Genomic DNA, 17,663 nt, shown 5'->3' with positions numbered 1-17,663 from the left:
CCCCCCGTTCCGTCCCCCGCACCCCCGGAGTGTGCACGCATGGACACGGCACCTTCCGCTCAACCGCTCACCACCACCGCGCCCGCCGACGGCAACCGCCGCCGCGTGGCCACCGCCGCCGCTCTCGCCTCCGCCGTGGAGTGGTACGACTACTTCGTCTTCGGCATCGCCGCCGCCCTCGTGCTCGGCGACCTCTACTTCCCGGCCGGCAGCCCCACGGCCGGAGTGCTCGCCTCCTTCGCCACCTTCGCCGTCGGCTTCCTCGCCCGCCCCCTCGGCGGCATCGTCGCCGGCCAGCTCGGCGACAAGCGCGGCCGTAAGCCCATGCTGGTCCTCGCGCTCACCCTCATGGGCCTCGCCACCACCGGCATCGGCCTGCTCCCGACGTACGAGACGATCGGCGTCGCCGCCCCGATCCTGCTGGTCCTCTTCCGCGTGCTCCAGGGCATCGCCGTGGGCGCCCAGTGGGGCGGCGCGATGCTGATGGCCACCGAGTACGCCCCCGAGGGCAAGCGGGGTGTCTACGGCAGCTTCGTCCAGCTCGGCGTCCCCATCGGTGTGGTGACCGCCAACACGGTGTTCCTGCTGGCCGGAGCGTTCACGACCGACGCGCAGTTCGCCGCCTGGGCCTGGCGCGTGCCGTTCCTCGTGGGCCTGTTCGTCCTCGTGCTCGCCTGGTACATCCACACCCGCGTCGAGGAGACCCCCGAGTTCCGCGAGGCGGAGAAGAAGCTGGCCGAGAAGGAGAAGGCCGAGCAGTCCTCGCCGCTGCGCACCATCCTGCGCGGCCACCTCGGCACGGTCCTCCTCGCCGGCGGGTCCTTCGCCGTGAACACCGCGACCTTCTACATCATCATCACCGGCGTGCTCGACTACACGACCCGCGAACTCGGCATGAAGAAGAGCGCTGTCCTCATGGTCTCGCTCTGCATCAGCCTCACCCAGCTGGTGCTGATCCCGGCCGCCGCCGCGCTCTCCGACAAGATCGGCCGCATCCGCATCTACGCGATCGGCGCGGTCGGCATCGGCCTGTGGGCGGTACCGATGTTCCTGCTGATCGACACCGGCTCACTGCTGTGGCTGGCCGTCGGCACGTTCGTCACCAGCTGCTTCCTCAGCATCATGTACGGCCCCCAGGCGGCCCTGTTCGCCGAGTTGTTCACGCCCGAGATGCGCTACACGGGCGCCTCCCTCGGCTACCAGATCGCGGCCGTGCTCGGCGGCGGTCTCGCGCCGTTCATCATGGTCCTGCTGCTGGAGACCACGGGCACCTCGATGGCGGTGTCCGGCTACATCATCGGGCTCTCGGTGATCGCCCTGCTGTCCATCAAGGTCCTCGCGGACAGGGCGCGTTCCCGCTGACTCACGCCGATTCACGGGTCTGCTCGGGTTGCGGCGTGGCTGCCACGACCCGGGCCGCTCGCGTCCGGGACCGCGACACGGCGACCCCGGCCAGGCACAGCGCCCCACCCGCCAGTGTCAGCAGCCCCGGCACCTCACCCAGTGCCAGCCAGGACATCAGCACGACCAGCGCGGGCACCGCGTACGTGGTCGCGCCCATACTGCTGGCGGTCGTACGGGCCAGGGCGTACGCCCAGGTGGTGAAGGCGAGCGCGAGCGAGAAGACGCCCAGGTAGACCATGTTGAGCGTGGCGGACAGGGAGGCCTCGGCCACATCGCCGACCAGCTGCCCGGCGAAGGGCAGACACAGGACCGCCCCGACCAGACACCCGTACGTCGTCACCTGGAGCGCGCTGGCATGGCCGAGCGCCGGCTTCTGCGCCACGACGCCGCCCGCGTATCCGACCGCGGCGAGCAGACACAGCACCACCCCGAGCACCGACGATCCGCCCCCGCCCGACATCGACAGCCCCACGGTCACCGCACCGGCGAACGACACCGCCATCCCCGCCAGCAGCCGCGGCGGCATCGGGTCGCCGAGCACCCGGGCGGCCAGCAGCGCGATGAGGATGGGCCCGATGTTCACGACCAGCGCCGCCGTACCTGCGTCCACCTGCTGCTCGCCCCAGTTCAGCACGACGCTGTAGAACCCGAACCAGAGCAGCCCTGATATCGCGATGCCCGGCCAGGCCGCCCGGGGCGGCACCCCCTCCCTCCGGACCAGACAGATGCCGACCAGCACCACGGCCCCGACGAGCAGCCGCCCCAGCGCGAGGGCGCCCGGCGAGTACTCCTCACCCGCACTGCGGATGGAGACGAAGGCGGAGGCCCAGAGAACGACGGTGACGGTGGCTGCGCCGGCTGCGAGGAGTTCGGTACGGCGGGCAGAGGGGGCGTTCATCATGCTCCAGAGGCTAGGAGGGAAGGGGGACAGGGGCTCGCGGATTTCGGACGGGGACTGCAGCGCCCCTATAGGGGCGCGGGGAACTGCGCGACCAGCCACGACGCACCCGCAGCCGGCCCACCAGGGAAGCCCCCACCCCCGTAGCCGTCAACGCAGCACCCTCGCCTCAACACCGAGCAGCTCCCAAAGCGCCCGCTCCCCCGACGAAGTCACCTTCACCGCCCGCTCCGACCCGATCCGCACACACCACCCCGCCTCCAGCGCATGCCGGCACAGCGCCGCGCCCGAGACACCCGCGAGATGAGGCCGCCGCTCCGTCCAGTCGAGACAGGCGCGGGCCAGCGGACGCCGACCGCTCCGGTCAAGGGAGATCCCGGTGGTTCCGAACCACCGGACCCCCGCATCCGTCAACGCGAACCCCGTGTCCTGCCGCAGCAGCCCCCGCGAGGTCAACGCGTCCGTGACCGCGATGCCGAGCCGCCCGGCCAGATGGTCGTAGCAGGTGCGCCCGCGCGCCATGGCGGACCCGGCGCTGGACTCCCGTAGGTTCCGGGGCCGTTGGTCCGCCCGCGGGCCGACCTGTGCGGCGAGGTCCTCCACCAGCTGGGCGACCCGCGCGTCGGCCAGCCGGACGTACCGGTGCCGTCCCTGCCGCTCCTCGGTGAGCAGCCCGCCCGCGACGAGCTTGCCCAGGTGCTCGCTCAGCGTGGACGCGGCGACCCCGGCGTGCCGCGCCAGCTCCCCGGCGGTCCAGGCCCGACCGTCGAGCAGCGCCAGCAGACAGGCCGCCCGGGTCTCGTCGGCGATGAGCGAGGCGAGGCGTGCGAGGTGCGGTGCCTGGGGGTCCTTGGAGGCCATGCGGTCCAGCATGCGGCACCGACACTTCGGTGCGCGCCGAAGCGTGCTAGGCGGTGCGCCTGACCTGCTCGTACTGGAGCGCGAGGCCGTCCAGCAGTGCCGTCAGCCCCGTCTCGAAGGCCCGCTCGTCGATCTTCTCCTGCTGCTCGGCGAGGAGGTGGGCCTGCCCGAGGTGCGGGTAGTCGGCGGGGTCGTACGCGCTCGCGTCGTCCACGAAGCCCCCGGCGAACGAGCCGAGCGCCGAGCCCATGATGAAGTACCGCATCAGCGCGCCGATGGAGGTGGCCTGCGCAGGCGGCCAGCCCGCCGCGACCATCGCGCCGTAGACGGCGTCGGCGAGCCGCAGTCCGGCCGGGCGGCGGCCGGGGCCGCGGGCCAGGACCGGGACGATGTTCGGGTGGTCGCGCAGGGCGGCCCGGTAGGAGACGGCCCAGTCGTGCAGCGCGGTCCGCCAGTCCCGGCCGTCCTCGAACATCGAAAGGTCGACCTGCGCGCTGACCGAGTCGGCGACCGCCTCGAGGATCTCGTCCTTGGTGCGGAAGTGGTTGTAGAGGGACGGTCCGCTCACGCCCAGTTCGGCGGCGAGCAGACGCGTGGAGAGGGCCGCGAGACCCTCCGCGTCCACGAGTTCGCGCGCCGTCTCGACGATCCGGTCGTAGCTGAGGAGGGGCTTGCGCGGTCGGGCCATGGCGCACATAGTAGGGCTGCCGAACGGAAACTAGCAGTGCTAATTTAAATGTACGGCTTTCAAGAGTGCGGCTTGCGGCTTTCACATGGGGTGACTTTGCATGAACCTGGAGCTCAGCGAGGAGCAGACCGCCGTCCGCCGGCTCGCCCGGGACTTCGTGGACCGCGAGATCGCCCCCAACGTTGTCGCGTGGGACCGCGCCGAGGAAGTGGACCGCGCGATCGTCAAGAAGCTCGGCGAGGTCGGCTTCCTGGGCCTGACGATCGACGAGGAGTACGGCGGCTCGGGCGGCGACCATCTCGCGTACTGCCTGGTCACGGAGGAGCTGGGACGCGGTGACTCGTCCGTGCGCGGCATCGTGTCCGTCTCCCTCGGCCTGGTCGCCAAGACGCTCGCCGCCCGGGGGAGCGAGGAGCAGAAGCGCCGCTGGCTGCCCGGCCTCACCTCGGGCGAGCTGGTCGGCTGCTTCGGCCTCACCGAGCCGGGCACCGGCTCCGACGCGGGCAACCTCACCACGCGGGCCGTGCGCGACGGCGACGACTACGTCATCAACGGCACCAAGATGTTCATCACCAACGGCACCTGGGCCGACGTCGTCCTGCTCTTCGCCCGCTCCACCGACGTGCCCGGCCACAAGGGCGTGACCGCCTTCCTCGTCCCCACCGGCACCCCCGGTCTGACCCGCCGCACCATCCACGGCAAGCTGGGCCTGCGCGGCCAAGCCACCGCCGAGCTGGTGCTGGAGGACGTACGGGTGCCCGCCTCGGCCATGCTGGGGGAGGAGGGCAAGGGCTTCTCGGTCGCGATGTCGGCCCTGGCCAAGGGGCGGATGTCGGTCGCCGCGGGCTGCGTCGGCATAGCGCAGGCCGCGCTGGACGCGGCCGTCCGGTACGCCGGGGAGCGCGAACAGTTCGGCAAGCCCATCGCCCAGCACCAGCTGGTCCAGGAGCTGATCAGTGACATCGCCGTCGACGTGGACGCGGCACGGCTGCTGACCCTGGCGGGTCGCCGACCTGATCGACCGCGGGCTCCCCTTCGCCGTCGAGTCCTCCAAGGCCAAGCTGTTCGCCTCGGAGGCCGCCGTACGCGCCGCGAACAACGCCCTCCAGGTCTTCGGCGGTTACGGCTACATCGACGAGTACCCGGCGGGCAAACTGCTGCGCGACGCCCGGGTGATGACGCTCTACGAGGGCACGAGCCAGATCCAGAAACTGGTCATCGGGCGGGCGCTGACCGGGGTTTCGGCGTTCTGAGTACCACCTAGGTACTCCGACGGATGTGGCGGCGGCCACCACGGCCGAATCTTGTCCCCATGAGTGATGCATCGGGCAAGCAGCAGAACACCGCCGCCTTCTACGGCCAGGCCGTCGCCTCCTTCGCGGTCGCCATGGGTGCGACGGCGATCGGCATCTTCAAGCTGAACGCCGACGCCTGGGTGCGCGCCTTCCTCGGGATCGCCGTCCTGTACCTCGTCACCTCCGCCTTCACGCTCGCCAAGGTGATCCGGGACCGGCAGGACGCCGCGCAGCGCGACTACCACCCCTTCGAGAAGCTCTGACAGCCCCGGAGGTCCGGCATGCCCCCGGACGGGCAGCGTACTAAGCGCTCGCTCACCCGGGGCGGTATGGTGGTTCCTCTGTCAGCGAGAGGGGCGAGTGAGCGATGAGTACGGCGGAGGAGACGGCCGGCGGCGAGACGTCGGCGTGGGGTGAGGTCACGCCCGACGCGGCCCGGCGGCTGCTGATCGCCGCCGTGGAGGCCTTCGCCGAGCGCGGCTACCACGCCACCACGACCCGTGACATCGCCGGCCGCGCCGGCATGAGCCCGGCCGCGCTCTACATCCACTACAAGACCAAGGAAGAGCTCCTCCACCGCATCAGCAGGATCGGCCACGAGAAGGCCCTGGAGATCCTGCGGACGGCGGCCCGGCGCGAGGGCAGCCCCGCCGAGCGGCTCGCCGACGCCGTGAGCTCCTTCGTCCGCTGGCACGCCGGGGGGCGTACCACCGCGCGGGTCGTGCAGTACGAACTGGACTCCCTCGGCCCGGACGCCCGCGACGAGATCCTCGCGCTGCGCCGGCAGTGCGACGCCGAGGTGCGCGGGATCATCGAGGACGGGGTGGCGGCCGGTGACTTCGACGTCCTGGACGTGAAGGGCACCACCCTGGCCGTCATGTCGCTCTGCATCGACGTGGCCCGCTGGTTCAACGTCGACGGTCCCTGGACGCCCGAGGAGGTCGGCGCGCTGGACGCCGACCTCGTGCTGCGGATGGTGGGAGCCAAGTAGGCCCCACCTGGGCGGCGGGGTCCGCCTACAGGTAGTACCGCGAGACGGACTCGGCGACGCACACCGGCTTGTCCCCGCCCTCGCGCTCCACGGTGAACGCGACGGCGACCTGGACGCCGCCCGTCACGTCCTCGACGCCGGTGATGGTGGCGGTGGCGCGCAGCCGCGATCCGACGGGCACGGGGGCGGGGAAACGCACCTTGTTGGTCCCGTAGTTGACGCCCATCTTCACGTTCTCGACCTTGATGAGCTGAGGTCCGAAGAGCGGCAGCAGCGACAGGGTGAGGTACCCGTGGGCGATGGTGGTCCCGAAGGGGCCCGCGGCGGCCTTCTCGGGGTCCACGTGGATCCACTGGTGGTCGCCGGTGGCCTCCGCGAACAGATCGATCCGCTTCTGGTCGACCTCCAGCCAGTCGGTGTACCCCAGCTGCTCGCCCACCGCCGCCTTCAGGTCGTCGGCGGACGTGAAGATCCTCGGCTCAGCCATGTCCAGGCCTCTCGCGTCGCGTATGTCTAAGCAACTGCTTAGCATGCTAGGGCGTGAAGCCCCTGTCAATGGACCGGTGGTGTGACGCGGTAGGTAGGTTTGAGGGCGTGCCCCAGATCCCCGAGAAGATCCACGAGCTCACGGTCGGCCAGCTCTCCGCCCGGAGCGGCGCCGCGGTGTCCGCCCTGCACTTCTACGAGTCCAAGGGCTTGATCAGCAGCCGGCGCACCTCCGGCAACCAGCGCCGCTACTCCCGTGACACCCTGCGCCGGGTCGCCTTCGTCCGGGCGGCGCAACGCGTCGGCATCCCCCTGGCGACGATCCGCGACGCCCTCGCCGAACTCCCCGAGGAGCGCACGCCCACGCACGACGACTGGGCGCGGCTGTCGGAGGCGTGGCGTTCGGAGCTGGACGAGCGCATCAAGCAGCTGAACCGTCTGCGCGACCACTTGACCGACTGCATCGGCTGCGGGTGTCTGTCGCTGGACACCTGTGTCCTCTCCAACCCGGACGATGTGTTCGGCGAACGGCTCACGGGGTCGCGGTTGATGGTGGAGCAAGGGGGAGGGCGTGGGCGGCGGGGCGAGGGGTGCAGTTGACGGTGCGGTCTGGCCGGGGTCGGGTTTGTCGCCCATGAGCTCGGGGCCCCGGGTTCGACGGCGGCCGCGGGTGGTGGGTGGCTGGTCGCGCCCACGCGGCGGAGCCGCATATCGACACAGTCCGCGCCCCTTGGTGGGCCGCGGCGCAGGCGGCACCTCCCCGGCCGGTGCGGGCCCTTACGCCGAGCGCCGGGAACGCCCGTACTGGAGCAGGCCCGCCGTCACCAACCGGGCGTTGGACAAAGCCCGTTCCCCGTCCGGCAGGAGCAGCGTGTCCTCCAGGCCGACGCGGGTCGCGAGCCCCAGTCGTCCGGCCAGTCGCAGTACCGGCCACGCCCCGGCGTCCTCCCCGTGCAGGAGCACCGGACGGCCGAACGCCGAGCCCAGGTCGGCGAGCAGGGTGAGTGCGCTGTCCTCGGCTGTGTCCGCGGAGCGGTCCGTCACCTCGGCCAGCACGCGCAGCACCCTCGGCCCCAGCGGTGAGCCGGTGAACCGTGCCGCGCCGTCCGTGCCCGACCAGATGCCCGCCTCGACGCCCACGCCCCGCTCGATCAGCGCGGCGGCCACGTCCCCGGCGCCTTCCTCGTGCCAGTTGACCGAGGCGTGGTCCGGCAGAACCGTCCAGCTTCGTATGCGTGCCACCCGGGCCGCCGGGTCCGGTTCCGCCCAGGCGCCCGTGGTCACCCCCACCGGCACCGTCACCCGGGCCCGTATCGCCTCCAGTGTCGGCGTGAGCACGCGGGGGGACAGGCTGTCCTGTCCGCAGGGAGTCTTGGCGTGGACATGGATGTCGGTGGCTCCGGCCGCGACCGCCTCGGCCGCGGAGTCGGCCAGCGCCTGCGGAGAGAGCGGCACCACGGCGCCGTCCTCGGCACCTCGGGTCCCGTTCAGACACACCTGGATCATGTCCTGATGGTGCCAGCCGGCACTGACAACGGGGGCCTCTACAGGAGGGGGTGCGGCATCCCCGGCGCACCCCCGTCGTACTAGGCGGACATGAGCAGTCGCCGCTCGCGCCGTGACGCCGCCAGCGCTTCGGGCGTGAGAACCGGACGCGGTACGACGATCCCGCACTCGGTGCAGACCGGGCCCGACGACGGTTCATGGGCCAGGTCGTACTTGTAGATCAGCCGGTCCCCGCCGCACGCCGGGCACTCGCAGCCCGGGTCCCGCTCCAGCGCGGAGATCAGCCGGCGCAGCACCTCGGCCAGCGGTTCGTTCGGGTGGACCCGGGGGTTGTCGCACCAGGCGACTCCGAAACCGCCCCAGGTCAGCCGGTGCCAGTCGTCCACACTGCCCGGCCTGCGCAGTCCATCGTGCTTTTCCTTCTTGCGCCGCTCGGCGAACTCGACCTCATAGGCCAGCCAGACCGAACGCGCCTCCTCCAGCTCGTCCAACGCGGCCACGAGCCGCGCAGGATCGGGAGAGCGGTCCTCGGGACCGAACCCTGCCCGGGAGCACAAGTGGTCCCAGGTCGCCCTGTGCCCGTAAGGAGCGAACCGCTCAAGGCACTTACGCAGCGAGTAGCGCCGTAGCGCCAGATCGCACCGCGGATCGCGCACCTGTCTCGCCAGACTCCGGAAACCGGCCATCGCCCTGCACCTCCGTCACACCTGCACCTGTACTTCGGTCACTTCGGCGTCGCCGCACGGACTTCGCGCGACGTTGACGAATAGACGTATCGACATGCGATTCGGCTCCATCCGATTTCCGATGACCTTCATCGCGAGCCCTGGCGACTCCCAAACGTGACGCATGTTCATCTTCAATCCCGGGGATACCGCCGGTAACATCCCGGCTCACCCTCGTCGGTAGGAGCGGCCATGCCACGGCGTACCCCACGCAACGCCCTAGTCGGATTGAGAACTCCCGGCAGATTCCCCGGGTTCCTGAAGACCGCATCCATATGCGTTCTGATTGCCGGTCTTTTGTCGCCGCTTTCCCCGGCGGTCGGCGCGTCCCCAGCGGCGGCGGCCGAGGCGACGGCTGTCGCCGACCACTGCGGGAACCAGTGTTCCGACATCCTTCCGCCTGGTCAGAACGGCAATGCCACCCTGGCCCAGATCCTGCTCAACCAGGCCTTCGGCTCCATGCCCGAACACGCCTCGGACCAGCTCGGCCCCTACGCCAACCTGGCCAAGGGCCACTCCGGTCTGACCAACGCGACGATCAACAACTTCTTCAACGACGCCTCGTTCGGCGTACCGTCCGACCAAGTCGCCTCCACCGTCAATCCCGCCGGGCGCGGCGATGTGACGATCGTTCGTGACAAGAAGACGGGTGTGCCGCACATCACCGGTACCACCAGATACGGCACGGAGTTCGGCGCCGGCTATGCGGCCGCCCAGGACCGGCTGTGGCTCATGGACGTCTTCCGCCACGTCGGACGCGGCCAGCTCACCTCCTTCGCCGGCGGCGCGCCCTCCAACCAGGGCCTGGAGCAGCAGTTCTGGCGCAACGCCCCTTACACAGAAGCCGATCTCCAGGCCCAGATCGACAACGCGGTCGCCACCAACGGCGAACGCGGCCGGCTGGCCCTCGCCGACGCCAAGGCCTACCTCGACGGCATCAACGCCTATATCGACGCCTCCGACAGCGGCCGCTACTTCCCCGGCGAGTACGTCCTGACCGGCCACAAGGACTCCGTCACCAACGCCGGCACCATCGAGCACTTCAAGATCACCGACCTGGTCGCGCTGGGCTCCGTGATCGGCGCCCTGTTCGGCTCCGGAGGCGGCGGCGAGGTCAACAACGCGATCTCCCTGCTGGCCGCCCAGGAGAAGTACGGCGTCGCCGAGGGCACCAAGCTGTGGGAGTCGTTCCGCGAGCGCAACGACCCCGAGGCGGTCGTCACCGTCCACGACAAGAGCTTCCCTTACGCCACCAAGCCCGACGACCCCCAGGGCGAGGCACTCCCGGACGCCGGGTCGGTCACCGAGGAACAACTCGTCCACGACCGCACCGGCAGCGCGGCCGGCTCTGCCGCGAGCACCGCCTCGACCACGGCGGCCAAGACCGCCATGACCTCCGCCAAGCGCGGCATGTCCAACGCCCTGGTGGTGGGCGGCGAGCACACCGCCAGCGGCCACCCGGTCGCCGTCTTCGGCCCGCAGACCGGCTACTTCGCGCCCCAGCTGCTCCTGCTCCAGGAGATCCAGGGCCCCGGCATCAGCGCCCGCGGCGCCTCCTTCGCCGGCCTGAGCATGTACGTCGAGCTCGGCCGCGGCCAGGACTACTCCTGGAGCGCCACCACCTCCGGCCAGGACATCATCGACACCTACGCCGTCGAGCTCTGCCAGGACGACCACCACTACCTGTACCGCGGCACCTGCACCGCCATGGACAAGGTCGAGCAGAAGAACGCCTGGAAGCCGACGACCGCCGACAGCACCCCCGAGGGCTCGTACACGATGCGGGTCTGGCGCACGAAGTACGGTCCCGTGACGCATCGCGCGACCGTCGGCGGCAAGAAGGTCGCCTACACCACCCTGCGCTCGTCCTATCTGCACGAGGCCGACTCGATCATCGGCTTCCAGATGCTGAACGACCCGGACTACGTCAAGGGCCCGGAGGACTTCCAGAAGGCGGTGCAGCACATCAACTACACCTTCAACTGGTTCTACGTGGACTCCGAGCACACCGCCTACTACAACAGCGGCGACAACCCGGTCCGGGCGACCGGCGTCGACGCGGAGTTCCCGGTCTGGGCACAGCAGGCCTACGAGTGGCGCGGCTGGGACCCGGTGACCAACACCGCCCAGTACACCCCGCCCTCGGCCCACCCCAACTCCATCGACCAGGACTACTACATCTCCTGGAACAACAAGCAGGCCAAGGACTACACCACCGCCCCCTGGGGCGACGGCTCCGTCCACCGTGGCAACCTGCTGGAGAACCGGGTGAAGAAGCTGGTCGACGCGGGTGGGGTGACCCGGGCCTCGCTGGTGAAGGCGATGGCCGACGCGGGCCTGGCCGACCTGCGGGCCGAGGACGTACTGCCGGATCTGCTCAAGGTCGTCAACAGCTCGACCGTGACCGACTCCACCGCCGCCGCGGCCGTGAGCAAGCTGCAGACATGGCTCTCGGCCGGAGGCAAGCGCACCGAGACGTCGGCCGGTTCGAAGAAGTACGCCGACGCCGACGCGATCCGCATCCTGGACGCGTGGTGGCCGCTGCTGGTGAAGGCCGAGTTCGAACCCGGTCTCGGGAGTGAGCTGTACGGCGCGATGACGAACAACCTGCCCGTCGACGAGTCCCCGTCGGCCGGCCACGGCCCGACCGGCTCGCACGCCGGAAGCTCCTTCCAGTACGGCTGGTGGTCCTACGTCGACAAGGACATCAGGGCCGTCCTCGGCGAGTCCGTCCAGGGCCCGCTGGACCGGAAGTACTGCGGCGGCGGCAGCCTCAGCGCCTGCCGGGACCTGCTGATCAGCACCCTGAAGGAGGCGGCCGGCAAGACCGCGGCCCAGGTCTACCCGGGCGACGAACAGTGCTCGGCCGGCGACCAGTGGTGCGCCGACTCGATCGTTCAGCGCACGCTGGGCGGCATCAAGCACGGCAAGATCAGCTGGCAGAACCGGCCGACGTATCAGCAGGTCGTGGAGTTCACGTCCCACAGGTGACGGACGGGCGAGAGCACGTCGAGCGGCGGCGGGTCAGTGGACACGGCCCGCCGCCAGCACCACCCGCGCCAGCTCCCGGTGCACGATGTCGCTGTGCGCCCCCGCCGGCGGCCCGCCCCGCTTGACGACAGCCGCCGCGTCGACGTTCACGCACCCCGAGGTCGGCAGCTTCGCCTTCAGCGCGTCGGCCAGCTTCAACGACCGGGTCCCCGGCACCGCCCGCACTCCGTCGTGCCCCATCGCCCCCCACTTGTCACCCAGCATCCGTCCGACGTCCACGGCCGCGACCCCGCGCGCGTCCCCCGCCATCCGGGAGGCCAGCGGATACATGGTCGACAGCGCCGAGTCGTGCCGCGAGTAACAGCACACCAGCGGTCCGTCGACCCGTTCTGCTGCCCCTCCAGCACCCCGCTCGCCCGTGCGTCGTGAGGCAGCCGGGACGCGAACGCGTAGTGCGAGAAGGCACCTTGGAGCAGCGTCACGGACTTCACCGTGCGCACCCCCTTCGGCAGCCCGCGCAGCGCGAACGACACCAGCCGGGCGCCGAAGCTGTGCCCGACGAGATGCACCCGCACCTCGTCCGACCGCTCGGCCAGCTGCCCGACCACGCGGCCGAGCCCACGCTCACCGACCGTCCCCGCGCGCCGCTTCATGGCGTAGTACGTCGCCTGCCGCAGCAGCTCGTGCGCACCCTCCCAGGGATTCGGCAACGAGAACGAGGCCGCGCCGTCCGGAGCACTGCCCGAGGGTGTCGCCTCCGACGGTGCTCCGTCCGGCGCTTCGAGCTGCGCAAGCGCCCGCGCGAACTCCTCGCACAGCGCGGCGGTCGAGCCGGAGAACAGGTCCGGGGAGTCCTGCGGCACCCCCTCGCACAGCGTGTCCGCCGCGAACAGCGCCTGCGGTCCCGGCGGCACGACGTCCACCAGCATCCGCACCAGCCGCCCGAACTCCTCCAACTCCGCTTCCTCCCGCGGCTGCTGGTCCAGCATCCGCGCGATCTGGTCGATCACGGTCGCCCGCCCGGGAAACGTCTCCAGCAGCGCGTGCCGGGTGTCCTTGTCGAGCACCGGCCGACGGGGCATCTCGGCCGCCACGGCCCGCGGGAAGTCCGGGATCGGCTCGTCGGAGAACCGCATCGACGGCCAGACCACGCCGACGTACCCGATCCGCGCCGCCGGAGCGAGCTGCGGGATCGGCGCGAAGAAGCGGTCGTAGAGCCGCGTCGCCCCCGAGCGGTCGCTGTTCCAGCCGTGCGCGAAGACGATCAGATCACGGACGCCGTGCCGCGCCACCCCGGCCAGCAGCCGGTCCCGCCGTGCGGCGTCCGGATCCCCGTCCGCGTCGAAGGTCAGCTCCCAGTAGGGAGTCACGCTCATTGCCGGTTCCGCCATGACAGGCCCCCTCGTCCCCCGAAGCGTGCGATACGGGCGCATCGTCCTGCTACCGGGCGGGATTGGCCATACGTCGTCACCCGTCAGAGGCACACGACGGGGGCGCTCATTTGTACAGCAGGTACTCCCGGCGGGTCCGGCGGAACGCCGACAGCTCCCGCTGCCAGTCCCCGACCACCTCGTCGGTGCTCGCGCCCGCGTCGATCAGCGTGCGCACGCGCGTGTTGCCGGTGAGCTTGTCGATCCAGTTGTCCGAGCGCCAGGCGAAGCCGCTCCACACCTGCTTCGCGGTCACCAGCAGGCCGATTCCGGTGCGGACGGGGTCGTAGGCGGCACGGTCGTGGACGTGGATCTGCACGCCGCCGACGGTCTTGCCCTGGAACTTCGAGAAGGTCGGCGCGAAGTACGCCTCCCTGAAGTGCACGCCGGGCAGCCGGAGTTCGTTCGCCGCCGCGGCCCAGCGGCCGTCGATGCCCTCGGCGCCCAGCAGCTCGAAGGGGCGGGTGGTGCCGCGGCCCTCGGAGAGGTTGGTGCCCTCGAAGAGACAGGTGCCCGAGTAGACGAGTGCGGTGTCCGGGGTCGGCATGTTCGGGCTCGGCGGCACCCACGGCAGGCCGGAGGCGTCGTAGAAGTCGGATCGCCGCCAGCCCGTCATCCGTACGGTCTCCAGCGGCACCGGCGCGGTGAGGAACTCCCCGTTGAACAGCAGCGCCAGCTCGGCGACCGTCATGCCGTGCGCCTGCGAGATCGGCTCCCGGCCGACGAAGGTGGCGAACTCCTTGTGCAGGACCGGGCCCTGGGCCGAGCGTCCGGTCACCGGGTTCGGCCGGTCCAGTACGACGAAGCGCTTGCCGGCGAGCCGGGCCGCCTCCATGCAGTCGTAGAGGGTCCAGATGTAGGTGTAGAAGCGGGCGCCCACGTCCTGGATGTCGAAGACGACGGTGTCGACGCCGGAGGCCGTGAAGATGTCGGCGAGGGGCTGACCGCTCTTGAGATACGTGTCGTAGACCGGGAGGCCGGTCGCCGGGTCGTCGTAGCGGCCTTCGGAGCCGCCGGCCTGGGCGGTGCCTCGGAAGCCGTGTTCCGGGCCGAAGACGGCCCGTAGGTTCACCCTGTCGTCGGCGTGCATGACGTCGACGATGTGGCGGACGTCTCGGGTGACGCCGGTGGGGTTGGTGACGATGCCGACGCGTTGGCCGTCGAGGGGTGCGTAGCCGTCGGCTCTGAGGCGCTCGAAGCCGGTTTGTGTGCGGCGCTCGGCCGAGTGTGCCGCGGTGGTGGCGGGGATGGTGACTGCTGCCGTTGTCGCTGCGAGGAGAGCTCGTCTGGATAGGCGCATGGGGGGCACGGTATTGCTACCGCAGGTTGTGGGGAAGGTGCGGGTACATCGTGGCTTGTCGCGCCCACGCGGCGGAGCCGCATATCGATACAGCCCCGCGCCCCTGGGGCGTATCCGCACCCCTTCCTTGTTACATACCGACCGGTTAGTCTGGCCACGCTGTAGAGCCGCAGTCATAAGGAGACCGATGGTGGAAGCCCTGCGAGACGCCGGAGTTGTCGTCACAGGAGCGGGAGGCGGTATCGGGGCCGCGCTGGCCCGTCGCTTCGCCGCCGAAGGGGCTCGGGTCGTTGTCAACGACCTGGACGTCGGCAAGGCCCAGGCGGTCGCCGACGAGATCGGGGGTGTCGCGGTACCCGGTGACGCCTCCTCGATCGTCTCCGAGGCCCGGGACGCGCTCGGTGGCACCGTCGACGTCTACTGCGCCAACGCCGGGGTCGCCTTCGGAGGCGAGGAGCCGGGGGAGCCGCTCGACGAGAAGTCCTGGGCGGTGTCCTGGGACGTCAACGTCATGGCACACGTGCGGGCCGCGAACGCACTGCTCCCGGGCTGGCTGGAGCGCGGCAGCGGACGGTTCGTCTCCACCGTCTCCGCCGCCGGGCTGCTCACCATGATCGGCGCCGCGCCCTACGCCGTCACCAAGCACGGCGCCTACGCCTTCGCCGAGTACCTGTCGCTGACGTACCGGCACCGCGGCGTGAAGGTCCATGCCATCTGTCCGCAGGGTGTGCGCACCGACATGCTGGACGCCACCGGCAGCGCGGGGGACCTGGTGCTGAAGCCCACCGCCATCGCGCCGGAGGACGTCGCGGACGCGCTGTTCAAGGGCATGGCGGAGGATCGCTTCCTGATCCTTCCGCACCCCGAGGTCGCCGGATACTACGAGGCGCGGGCCGCCACGCCCGACCGCTGGCTGGCCGGCATGAACCACATCCAGCAGAAGTGGGAAGAGGCCCGATGACCGACGCCTCCGCCTCCCGGTACGCGGCCAAGCCCTGGCTGGCCCTGCTGTCCGACGCCCAGCGCGCGCCCGTCGACCCCGCCCACACCCTCGTGCATGCCCTGCGCCGGGTGGTCGCCGAGACCCCGGAGCGCACCTTCCTCGCCTACTTCGACGGCCGCCTGACCTACCGCGAGGTCGACGAGCTCAGCGACTCCGTCGCCGGGCACCTCGCCGCCCGTGGCCTGGAGCGCGGCGACCGGGTGGCGATCCTGCTGCAGAACTCCCCGCACTTCGTGCTCGCCCTGCTGGGCGCCTGGAAGGCGGGGGCGGTCGTCGTGCCCGTCAACCCGATGTACAAGTCGGGGGAGGTCCGCCATGTCCTGCGGGACGGTGAGGTGGCCGCGCTGATCTGCTCCGACCGGGCCTGGGAGTCGTATCTGCGCGATACGGCGGCGGACTCGCCGGTACGGATCGTGCTCACCGGGTGCGAGTTGGATTTCCAGACGCGCAACGACGCGCGCGTGCTGTCCTTCGAACGGCTCCCGCAGGCCGACGACGCCGACGACCTGACGTCCGTGGCCCGCGCCGGGCACAAGGCGCCCGAGGGCCGTGACCTCGGGCCGTCCGACATCGCGCTGATCAGCTACACCTCGGGCACCAGCGGCACCCCCAAGGGCGCCACCAACACGCACGGCAACATCATGTACAACGCCGAGCGGCAGGCGACCGGTCTTGAACTGCCCGAGGCGCCCGTCTACTTCGCCCTGGCGCCGCTGTTCCACATCACCGGGATGGTCTGCCAGCTCGGCGCCTGTCTCGACAGCGCGGGCACGCTCGTGCTGGCGTACCGCTTCGAGGCGGGGGTGGTGCTCGACGCGTTCGCCGAACACGGCCCGCACTACACCGTCGGCCCGTCCACGGCCTTCATGGCGCTCGCCGCCCACCCGGCCGTCACCCGTGACCACTTCGCGTCCTTCCGGATGATCTCCTCCGGCGGCGCCCCGCTGCCGCCCGCCCTGGTGGAGAAGTTCCGGGCCGGCTTCGGGCCGTACATCCGCAACGGGTACGGGCTCACCGAGTGCACCGCGCCCTGCGCGTCCGTGCCGCCCGGCCTGGAGGCGCCCGTCGACCCCGTCTCCGGCACGCTGGCCGTCGGTCTGCCCGGTCCCGAGACCGTCGTACGGATCGTCGACGACCAGGGCCAGGAGGTCCCCTTCGGCGAACAGGGCGAGATCCTCGTCCGTGGCCCGCAGGTCGTCCCCGGCTACTGGCGGCGCCCCGACGCCACCGCCGAGACCTTCCCCGACGGCGAACTGCGCACCGGGGACATCGGCTTCATGGACGCCGAGGGCTGGCTGTACGTCGTCGACCGCAAGAAGGACATGATCAACGCGTCCGGCTTCAAGGTCTGGCCGCGCGAGGTCGAGGACGTGCTCTACACCCACCCGGCGGTGCGCGAGGCCGCCGTCGTGGGGGTGCCCGACGGGTACCGCGGGGAGACCGTCAAGGCGTACATCAGCCTCCGTCCGGGTGCCGAAACCGCCCCCGGCGCACTCGCCGAGTACTGCAAGGAGAGACTGGCCGCCTACAAATATCCGCGTCAGGTGGAGATCCTGCCCGACCTGCCGAAGACGGCAAGTGGCAAGATCCTGCGACGGGAACTTCGTTCCCGCGTGAACGACGGCTAGACAGTCGGCAGACATCTCGGAAGGGCAGGTGGCGGCACAGTGGCCAGGACGACGGACGGAGACGGTACGCCCGTCCCGCAGCGGCTGCTCGCCGCCGCCACCCGGCTCTTCGCCGAGCGTGGCTACGACCGCACCTCGGTGCAGGAGATCGTGGAGGCGGCGGGCGTCACCAAGGGGGCGCTCTACCACTACTTCGGTTCCAAGGACGACCTGCTGCACGAGGTGTACGCGCGTGTGCTGCGGGTTCAGCAGGAGCGGCTGGACGCGTTCGCGGACGCGGACGAGCCGATCGAGAAGAGGTTGCGGGGGGCGGCGGCGGACGTCGTGGTGACGACCATCGAGAACCTCGACGACGCGATGATCTTCTTCCGCTCGATGCATCACCTGAGTCCCGAGAAGAACAAGCAAGTGCGGGCCGAGCGGCGGCGCTACCACGAACGCTTCCGTGCGCTGATCG

15 protein-coding genes and 2 pseudogenes are annotated in these 17,663 nt (G+C 70.6%); 9 read left to right on the top strand and 8 right to left on the bottom strand.

Annotated elements, in window-relative coordinates:
- Nucleotides 1-39: 39 nt before the first annotated feature.
- Nucleotides 40-1,362, top strand: a complete 1,323-nt coding sequence (locus tag L0P92_RS30760; RefSeq protein ID WP_234766321.1) for an MFS transporter — start codon at nucleotides 40-42, stop codon at nucleotides 1,360-1,362.
- Between the two features lies 1 nt (nucleotide 1,363).
- Here L0P92_RS30760 and L0P92_RS30755 read toward each other — a convergent pair whose 3' ends face one another.
- The 3 genes from L0P92_RS30755 to L0P92_RS30745 form a co-directional block, all read right to left on the bottom strand.
- Nucleotides 1,364-2,305, bottom strand: a complete 942-nt coding sequence (locus L0P92_RS30755) for a DMT family transporter (protein WP_234766320.1) — start codon at nucleotides 2,303-2,305, stop codon at nucleotides 1,364-1,366.
- Nucleotides 2,306-2,452: 147 nt separating this feature from the next.
- On the bottom strand, nucleotides 2,453-3,163 hold the full coding sequence (locus L0P92_RS30750; protein ID WP_372497356.1) for an ArsR/SmtB family transcription factor: 711 nt from the start codon (nucleotides 3,161-3,163) through the stop codon (nucleotides 2,453-2,455).
- A gap of 46 nt (nucleotides 3,164-3,209) precedes the next feature.
- Nucleotides 3,210-3,851 carry a TetR/AcrR family transcriptional regulator gene (locus L0P92_RS30745; protein WP_234766318.1) on the bottom strand — a complete coding sequence of 214 codons (642 nt, stop codon included), beginning with the start codon at nucleotides 3,849-3,851 and terminating at the stop codon, nucleotides 3,210-3,212.
- Nucleotides 3,852-3,951: 100 nt separating this feature from the next.
- On the opposite strand from L0P92_RS30745, the pseudogene L0P92_RS30740 reads away from it, so the two are divergent.
- The 3 genes and pseudogenes from L0P92_RS30740 to L0P92_RS30730 all read left to right on the top strand — a co-directional run bounded on the left by L0P92_RS30740 (nucleotide 3,952) and on the right by L0P92_RS30730 (nucleotide 6,137).
- Nucleotides 3,952-5,104, top strand: a pseudogene (locus L0P92_RS30740) (acyl-CoA dehydrogenase family protein).
- A gap of 59 nt (nucleotides 5,105-5,163) precedes the next feature.
- Entirely contained in the window at nucleotides 5,164-5,409 is a 246-nt protein-coding gene (locus tag L0P92_RS30735; protein WP_234766317.1) for a YiaA/YiaB family inner membrane protein, read from the top strand.
- Nucleotides 5,410-5,513: 104 nt separating this feature from the next.
- Complete coding sequence (locus L0P92_RS30730) at nucleotides 5,514-6,137, top strand: TetR/AcrR family transcriptional regulator (RefSeq protein WP_234766316.1); 624 nt, start codon at nucleotides 5,514-5,516, stop codon at nucleotides 6,135-6,137.
- 25 nt (nucleotides 6,138-6,162) lie between these two features.
- Here L0P92_RS30730 and L0P92_RS30725 read toward each other — a convergent pair whose 3' ends face one another.
- Nucleotides 6,163-6,624, bottom strand: coding sequence for a MaoC family dehydratase (locus L0P92_RS30725; RefSeq protein ID WP_048586061.1), 462 nt, complete (start codon nucleotides 6,622-6,624; stop codon nucleotides 6,163-6,165).
- A 107-nt stretch (nucleotides 6,625-6,731) separates the two neighbouring features.
- Here L0P92_RS30725 and soxR point away from each other — a divergent pair, with 107 nt between their 5' ends.
- On the top strand, nucleotides 6,732-7,223 hold the full coding sequence (soxR, locus tag L0P92_RS30720; protein WP_234766315.1) for a redox-sensitive transcriptional activator SoxR: 492 nt from the start codon (nucleotides 6,732-6,734) through the stop codon (nucleotides 7,221-7,223).
- Nucleotides 7,224-7,400: 177 nt separating this feature from the next.
- On the opposite strand, the gene L0P92_RS30715 is transcribed toward soxR, so the two are convergent.
- The gene (locus L0P92_RS30715) at nucleotides 7,401-8,129 is read right to left on the bottom strand and encodes a 3-keto-5-aminohexanoate cleavage protein (protein ID WP_234766314.1); all 729 of its coding nucleotides are present in this window, start codon (nucleotides 8,127-8,129) and stop codon (nucleotides 7,401-7,403) included.
- 80 nt (nucleotides 8,130-8,209) lie between these two features.
- Complete coding sequence (locus L0P92_RS30710) at nucleotides 8,210-8,815, bottom strand: hypothetical protein (protein WP_234766313.1); 606 nt, start codon at nucleotides 8,813-8,815, stop codon at nucleotides 8,210-8,212.
- 231 nt (nucleotides 8,816-9,046) lie between these two features.
- Here L0P92_RS30710 and L0P92_RS30705 point away from each other — a divergent pair, with 231 nt between their 5' ends.
- A complete protein-coding gene (locus L0P92_RS30705; protein ID WP_234766312.1) occupies nucleotides 9,047-11,845 on the top strand; it encodes a penicillin acylase family protein in 2,799 nt (932 codons plus the stop codon).
- Between the two features lie 33 nt (nucleotides 11,846-11,878).
- Here L0P92_RS30705 and L0P92_RS30700 read toward each other — a convergent pair.
- Together L0P92_RS30700 and L0P92_RS30695 are read right to left on the bottom strand one after the other, a co-directional pair.
- A pseudogene (locus L0P92_RS30700) lies at nucleotides 11,879-13,236 on the bottom strand (serine-threonine protein kinase).
- A 106-nt stretch (nucleotides 13,237-13,342) separates the two neighbouring features.
- Complete coding sequence (locus tag L0P92_RS30695; protein WP_234766311.1) at nucleotides 13,343-14,575, bottom strand: exo-beta-N-acetylmuramidase NamZ family protein; 1,233 nt, start codon at nucleotides 14,573-14,575, stop codon at nucleotides 13,343-13,345.
- Between the two features lie 187 nt (nucleotides 14,576-14,762).
- Here L0P92_RS30695 and L0P92_RS30690 point away from each other — a divergent pair, with 187 nt between their 5' ends.
- The 3 genes from L0P92_RS30690 to L0P92_RS30680 all read left to right on the top strand — a co-directional run.
- Nucleotides 14,763-15,536: an SDR family oxidoreductase gene (locus L0P92_RS30690; protein WP_234766310.1), complete on the top strand. Its 774-nt coding sequence runs from the start codon at nucleotides 14,763-14,765 to the stop codon at nucleotides 15,534-15,536.
- Nucleotides 15,533-17,206, top strand: coding sequence for a class I adenylate-forming enzyme family protein (locus L0P92_RS30685; RefSeq protein WP_234766309.1), 1,674 nt, complete (start codon nucleotides 15,533-15,535; stop codon nucleotides 17,204-17,206). Before L0P92_RS30690 ends, L0P92_RS30685 begins: the two co-directional genes overlap by 4 nt.
- A 39-nt stretch (nucleotides 17,207-17,245) precedes the next feature.
- A partial coding sequence (locus L0P92_RS30680) for a TetR/AcrR family transcriptional regulator (RefSeq protein ID WP_234766308.1) occupies nucleotides 17,246-17,663 on the top strand: 418 nt, incomplete at its 3' end.

The organism is Streptomyces muensis (assembly GCF_021474425.1).
Classification (GTDB): domain Bacteria; phylum Actinomycetota; class Actinomycetes; order Streptomycetales; family Streptomycetaceae; genus Streptomyces; species Streptomyces muensis.
This window is presented reverse-complemented; position numbering and strand designations above follow the sequence as displayed.

What these genes read in the sequence shown, in the direction of transcription:
- L0P92_RS30715 (WP_234766314.1), bottom strand. Translation starts at nt 8,129, where the DNA reads ATGATCCAGGTGTGTCTGAACGGGACCCGAGGTGCCGAGGACGGCGCC.
- L0P92_RS30685 (WP_234766309.1), top strand. Translation starts at nt 15,533, where the DNA reads ATGACCGACGCCTCCGCCTCCCGGTACGCGGCCAAGCCCTGGCTGGCC.
- L0P92_RS30755 (WP_234766320.1), bottom strand. Translation starts at nt 2,305, where the DNA reads ATGATGAACGCCCCCTCTGCCCGCCGTACCGAACTCCTCGCAGCCGGC.
- L0P92_RS30710 (WP_234766313.1), bottom strand. Translation starts at nt 8,815, where the DNA reads ATGGCCGGTTTCCGGAGTCTGGCGAGACAGGTGCGCGATCCGCGGTGC.
- L0P92_RS30690 (WP_234766310.1), top strand. Translation starts at nt 14,763, where the DNA reads ATGGTGGAAGCCCTGCGAGACGCCGGAGTTGTCGTCACAGGAGCGGGA.
- L0P92_RS30725 (WP_048586061.1), bottom strand. Translation starts at nt 6,624, where the DNA reads ATGGCTGAGCCGAGGATCTTCACGTCCGCCGACGACCTGAAGGCGGCG.
- L0P92_RS30730 (WP_234766316.1), top strand. Translation starts at nt 5,514, where the DNA reads ATGAGTACGGCGGAGGAGACGGCCGGCGGCGAGACGTCGGCGTGGGGT.
- L0P92_RS30760 (WP_234766321.1), top strand. Translation starts at nt 40, where the DNA reads ATGGACACGGCACCTTCCGCTCAACCGCTCACCACCACCGCGCCCGCC.
- L0P92_RS30735 (WP_234766317.1), top strand. Translation starts at nt 5,164, where the DNA reads ATGAGTGATGCATCGGGCAAGCAGCAGAACACCGCCGCCTTCTACGGC.
- L0P92_RS30750 (WP_372497356.1), bottom strand. Translation starts at nt 3,163, where the DNA reads ATGGCCTCCAAGGACCCCCAGGCACCGCACCTCGCACGCCTCGCCTCG.
- L0P92_RS30745 (WP_234766318.1), bottom strand. Translation starts at nt 3,851, where the DNA reads ATGGCCCGACCGCGCAAGCCCCTCCTCAGCTACGACCGGATCGTCGAG.
- L0P92_RS30705 (WP_234766312.1), top strand. Translation starts at nt 9,047, where the DNA reads ATGCCACGGCGTACCCCACGCAACGCCCTAGTCGGATTGAGAACTCCC.
- L0P92_RS30695 (WP_234766311.1), bottom strand. Translation starts at nt 14,575, where the DNA reads ATGCGCCTATCCAGACGAGCTCTCCTCGCAGCGACAACGGCAGCAGTC.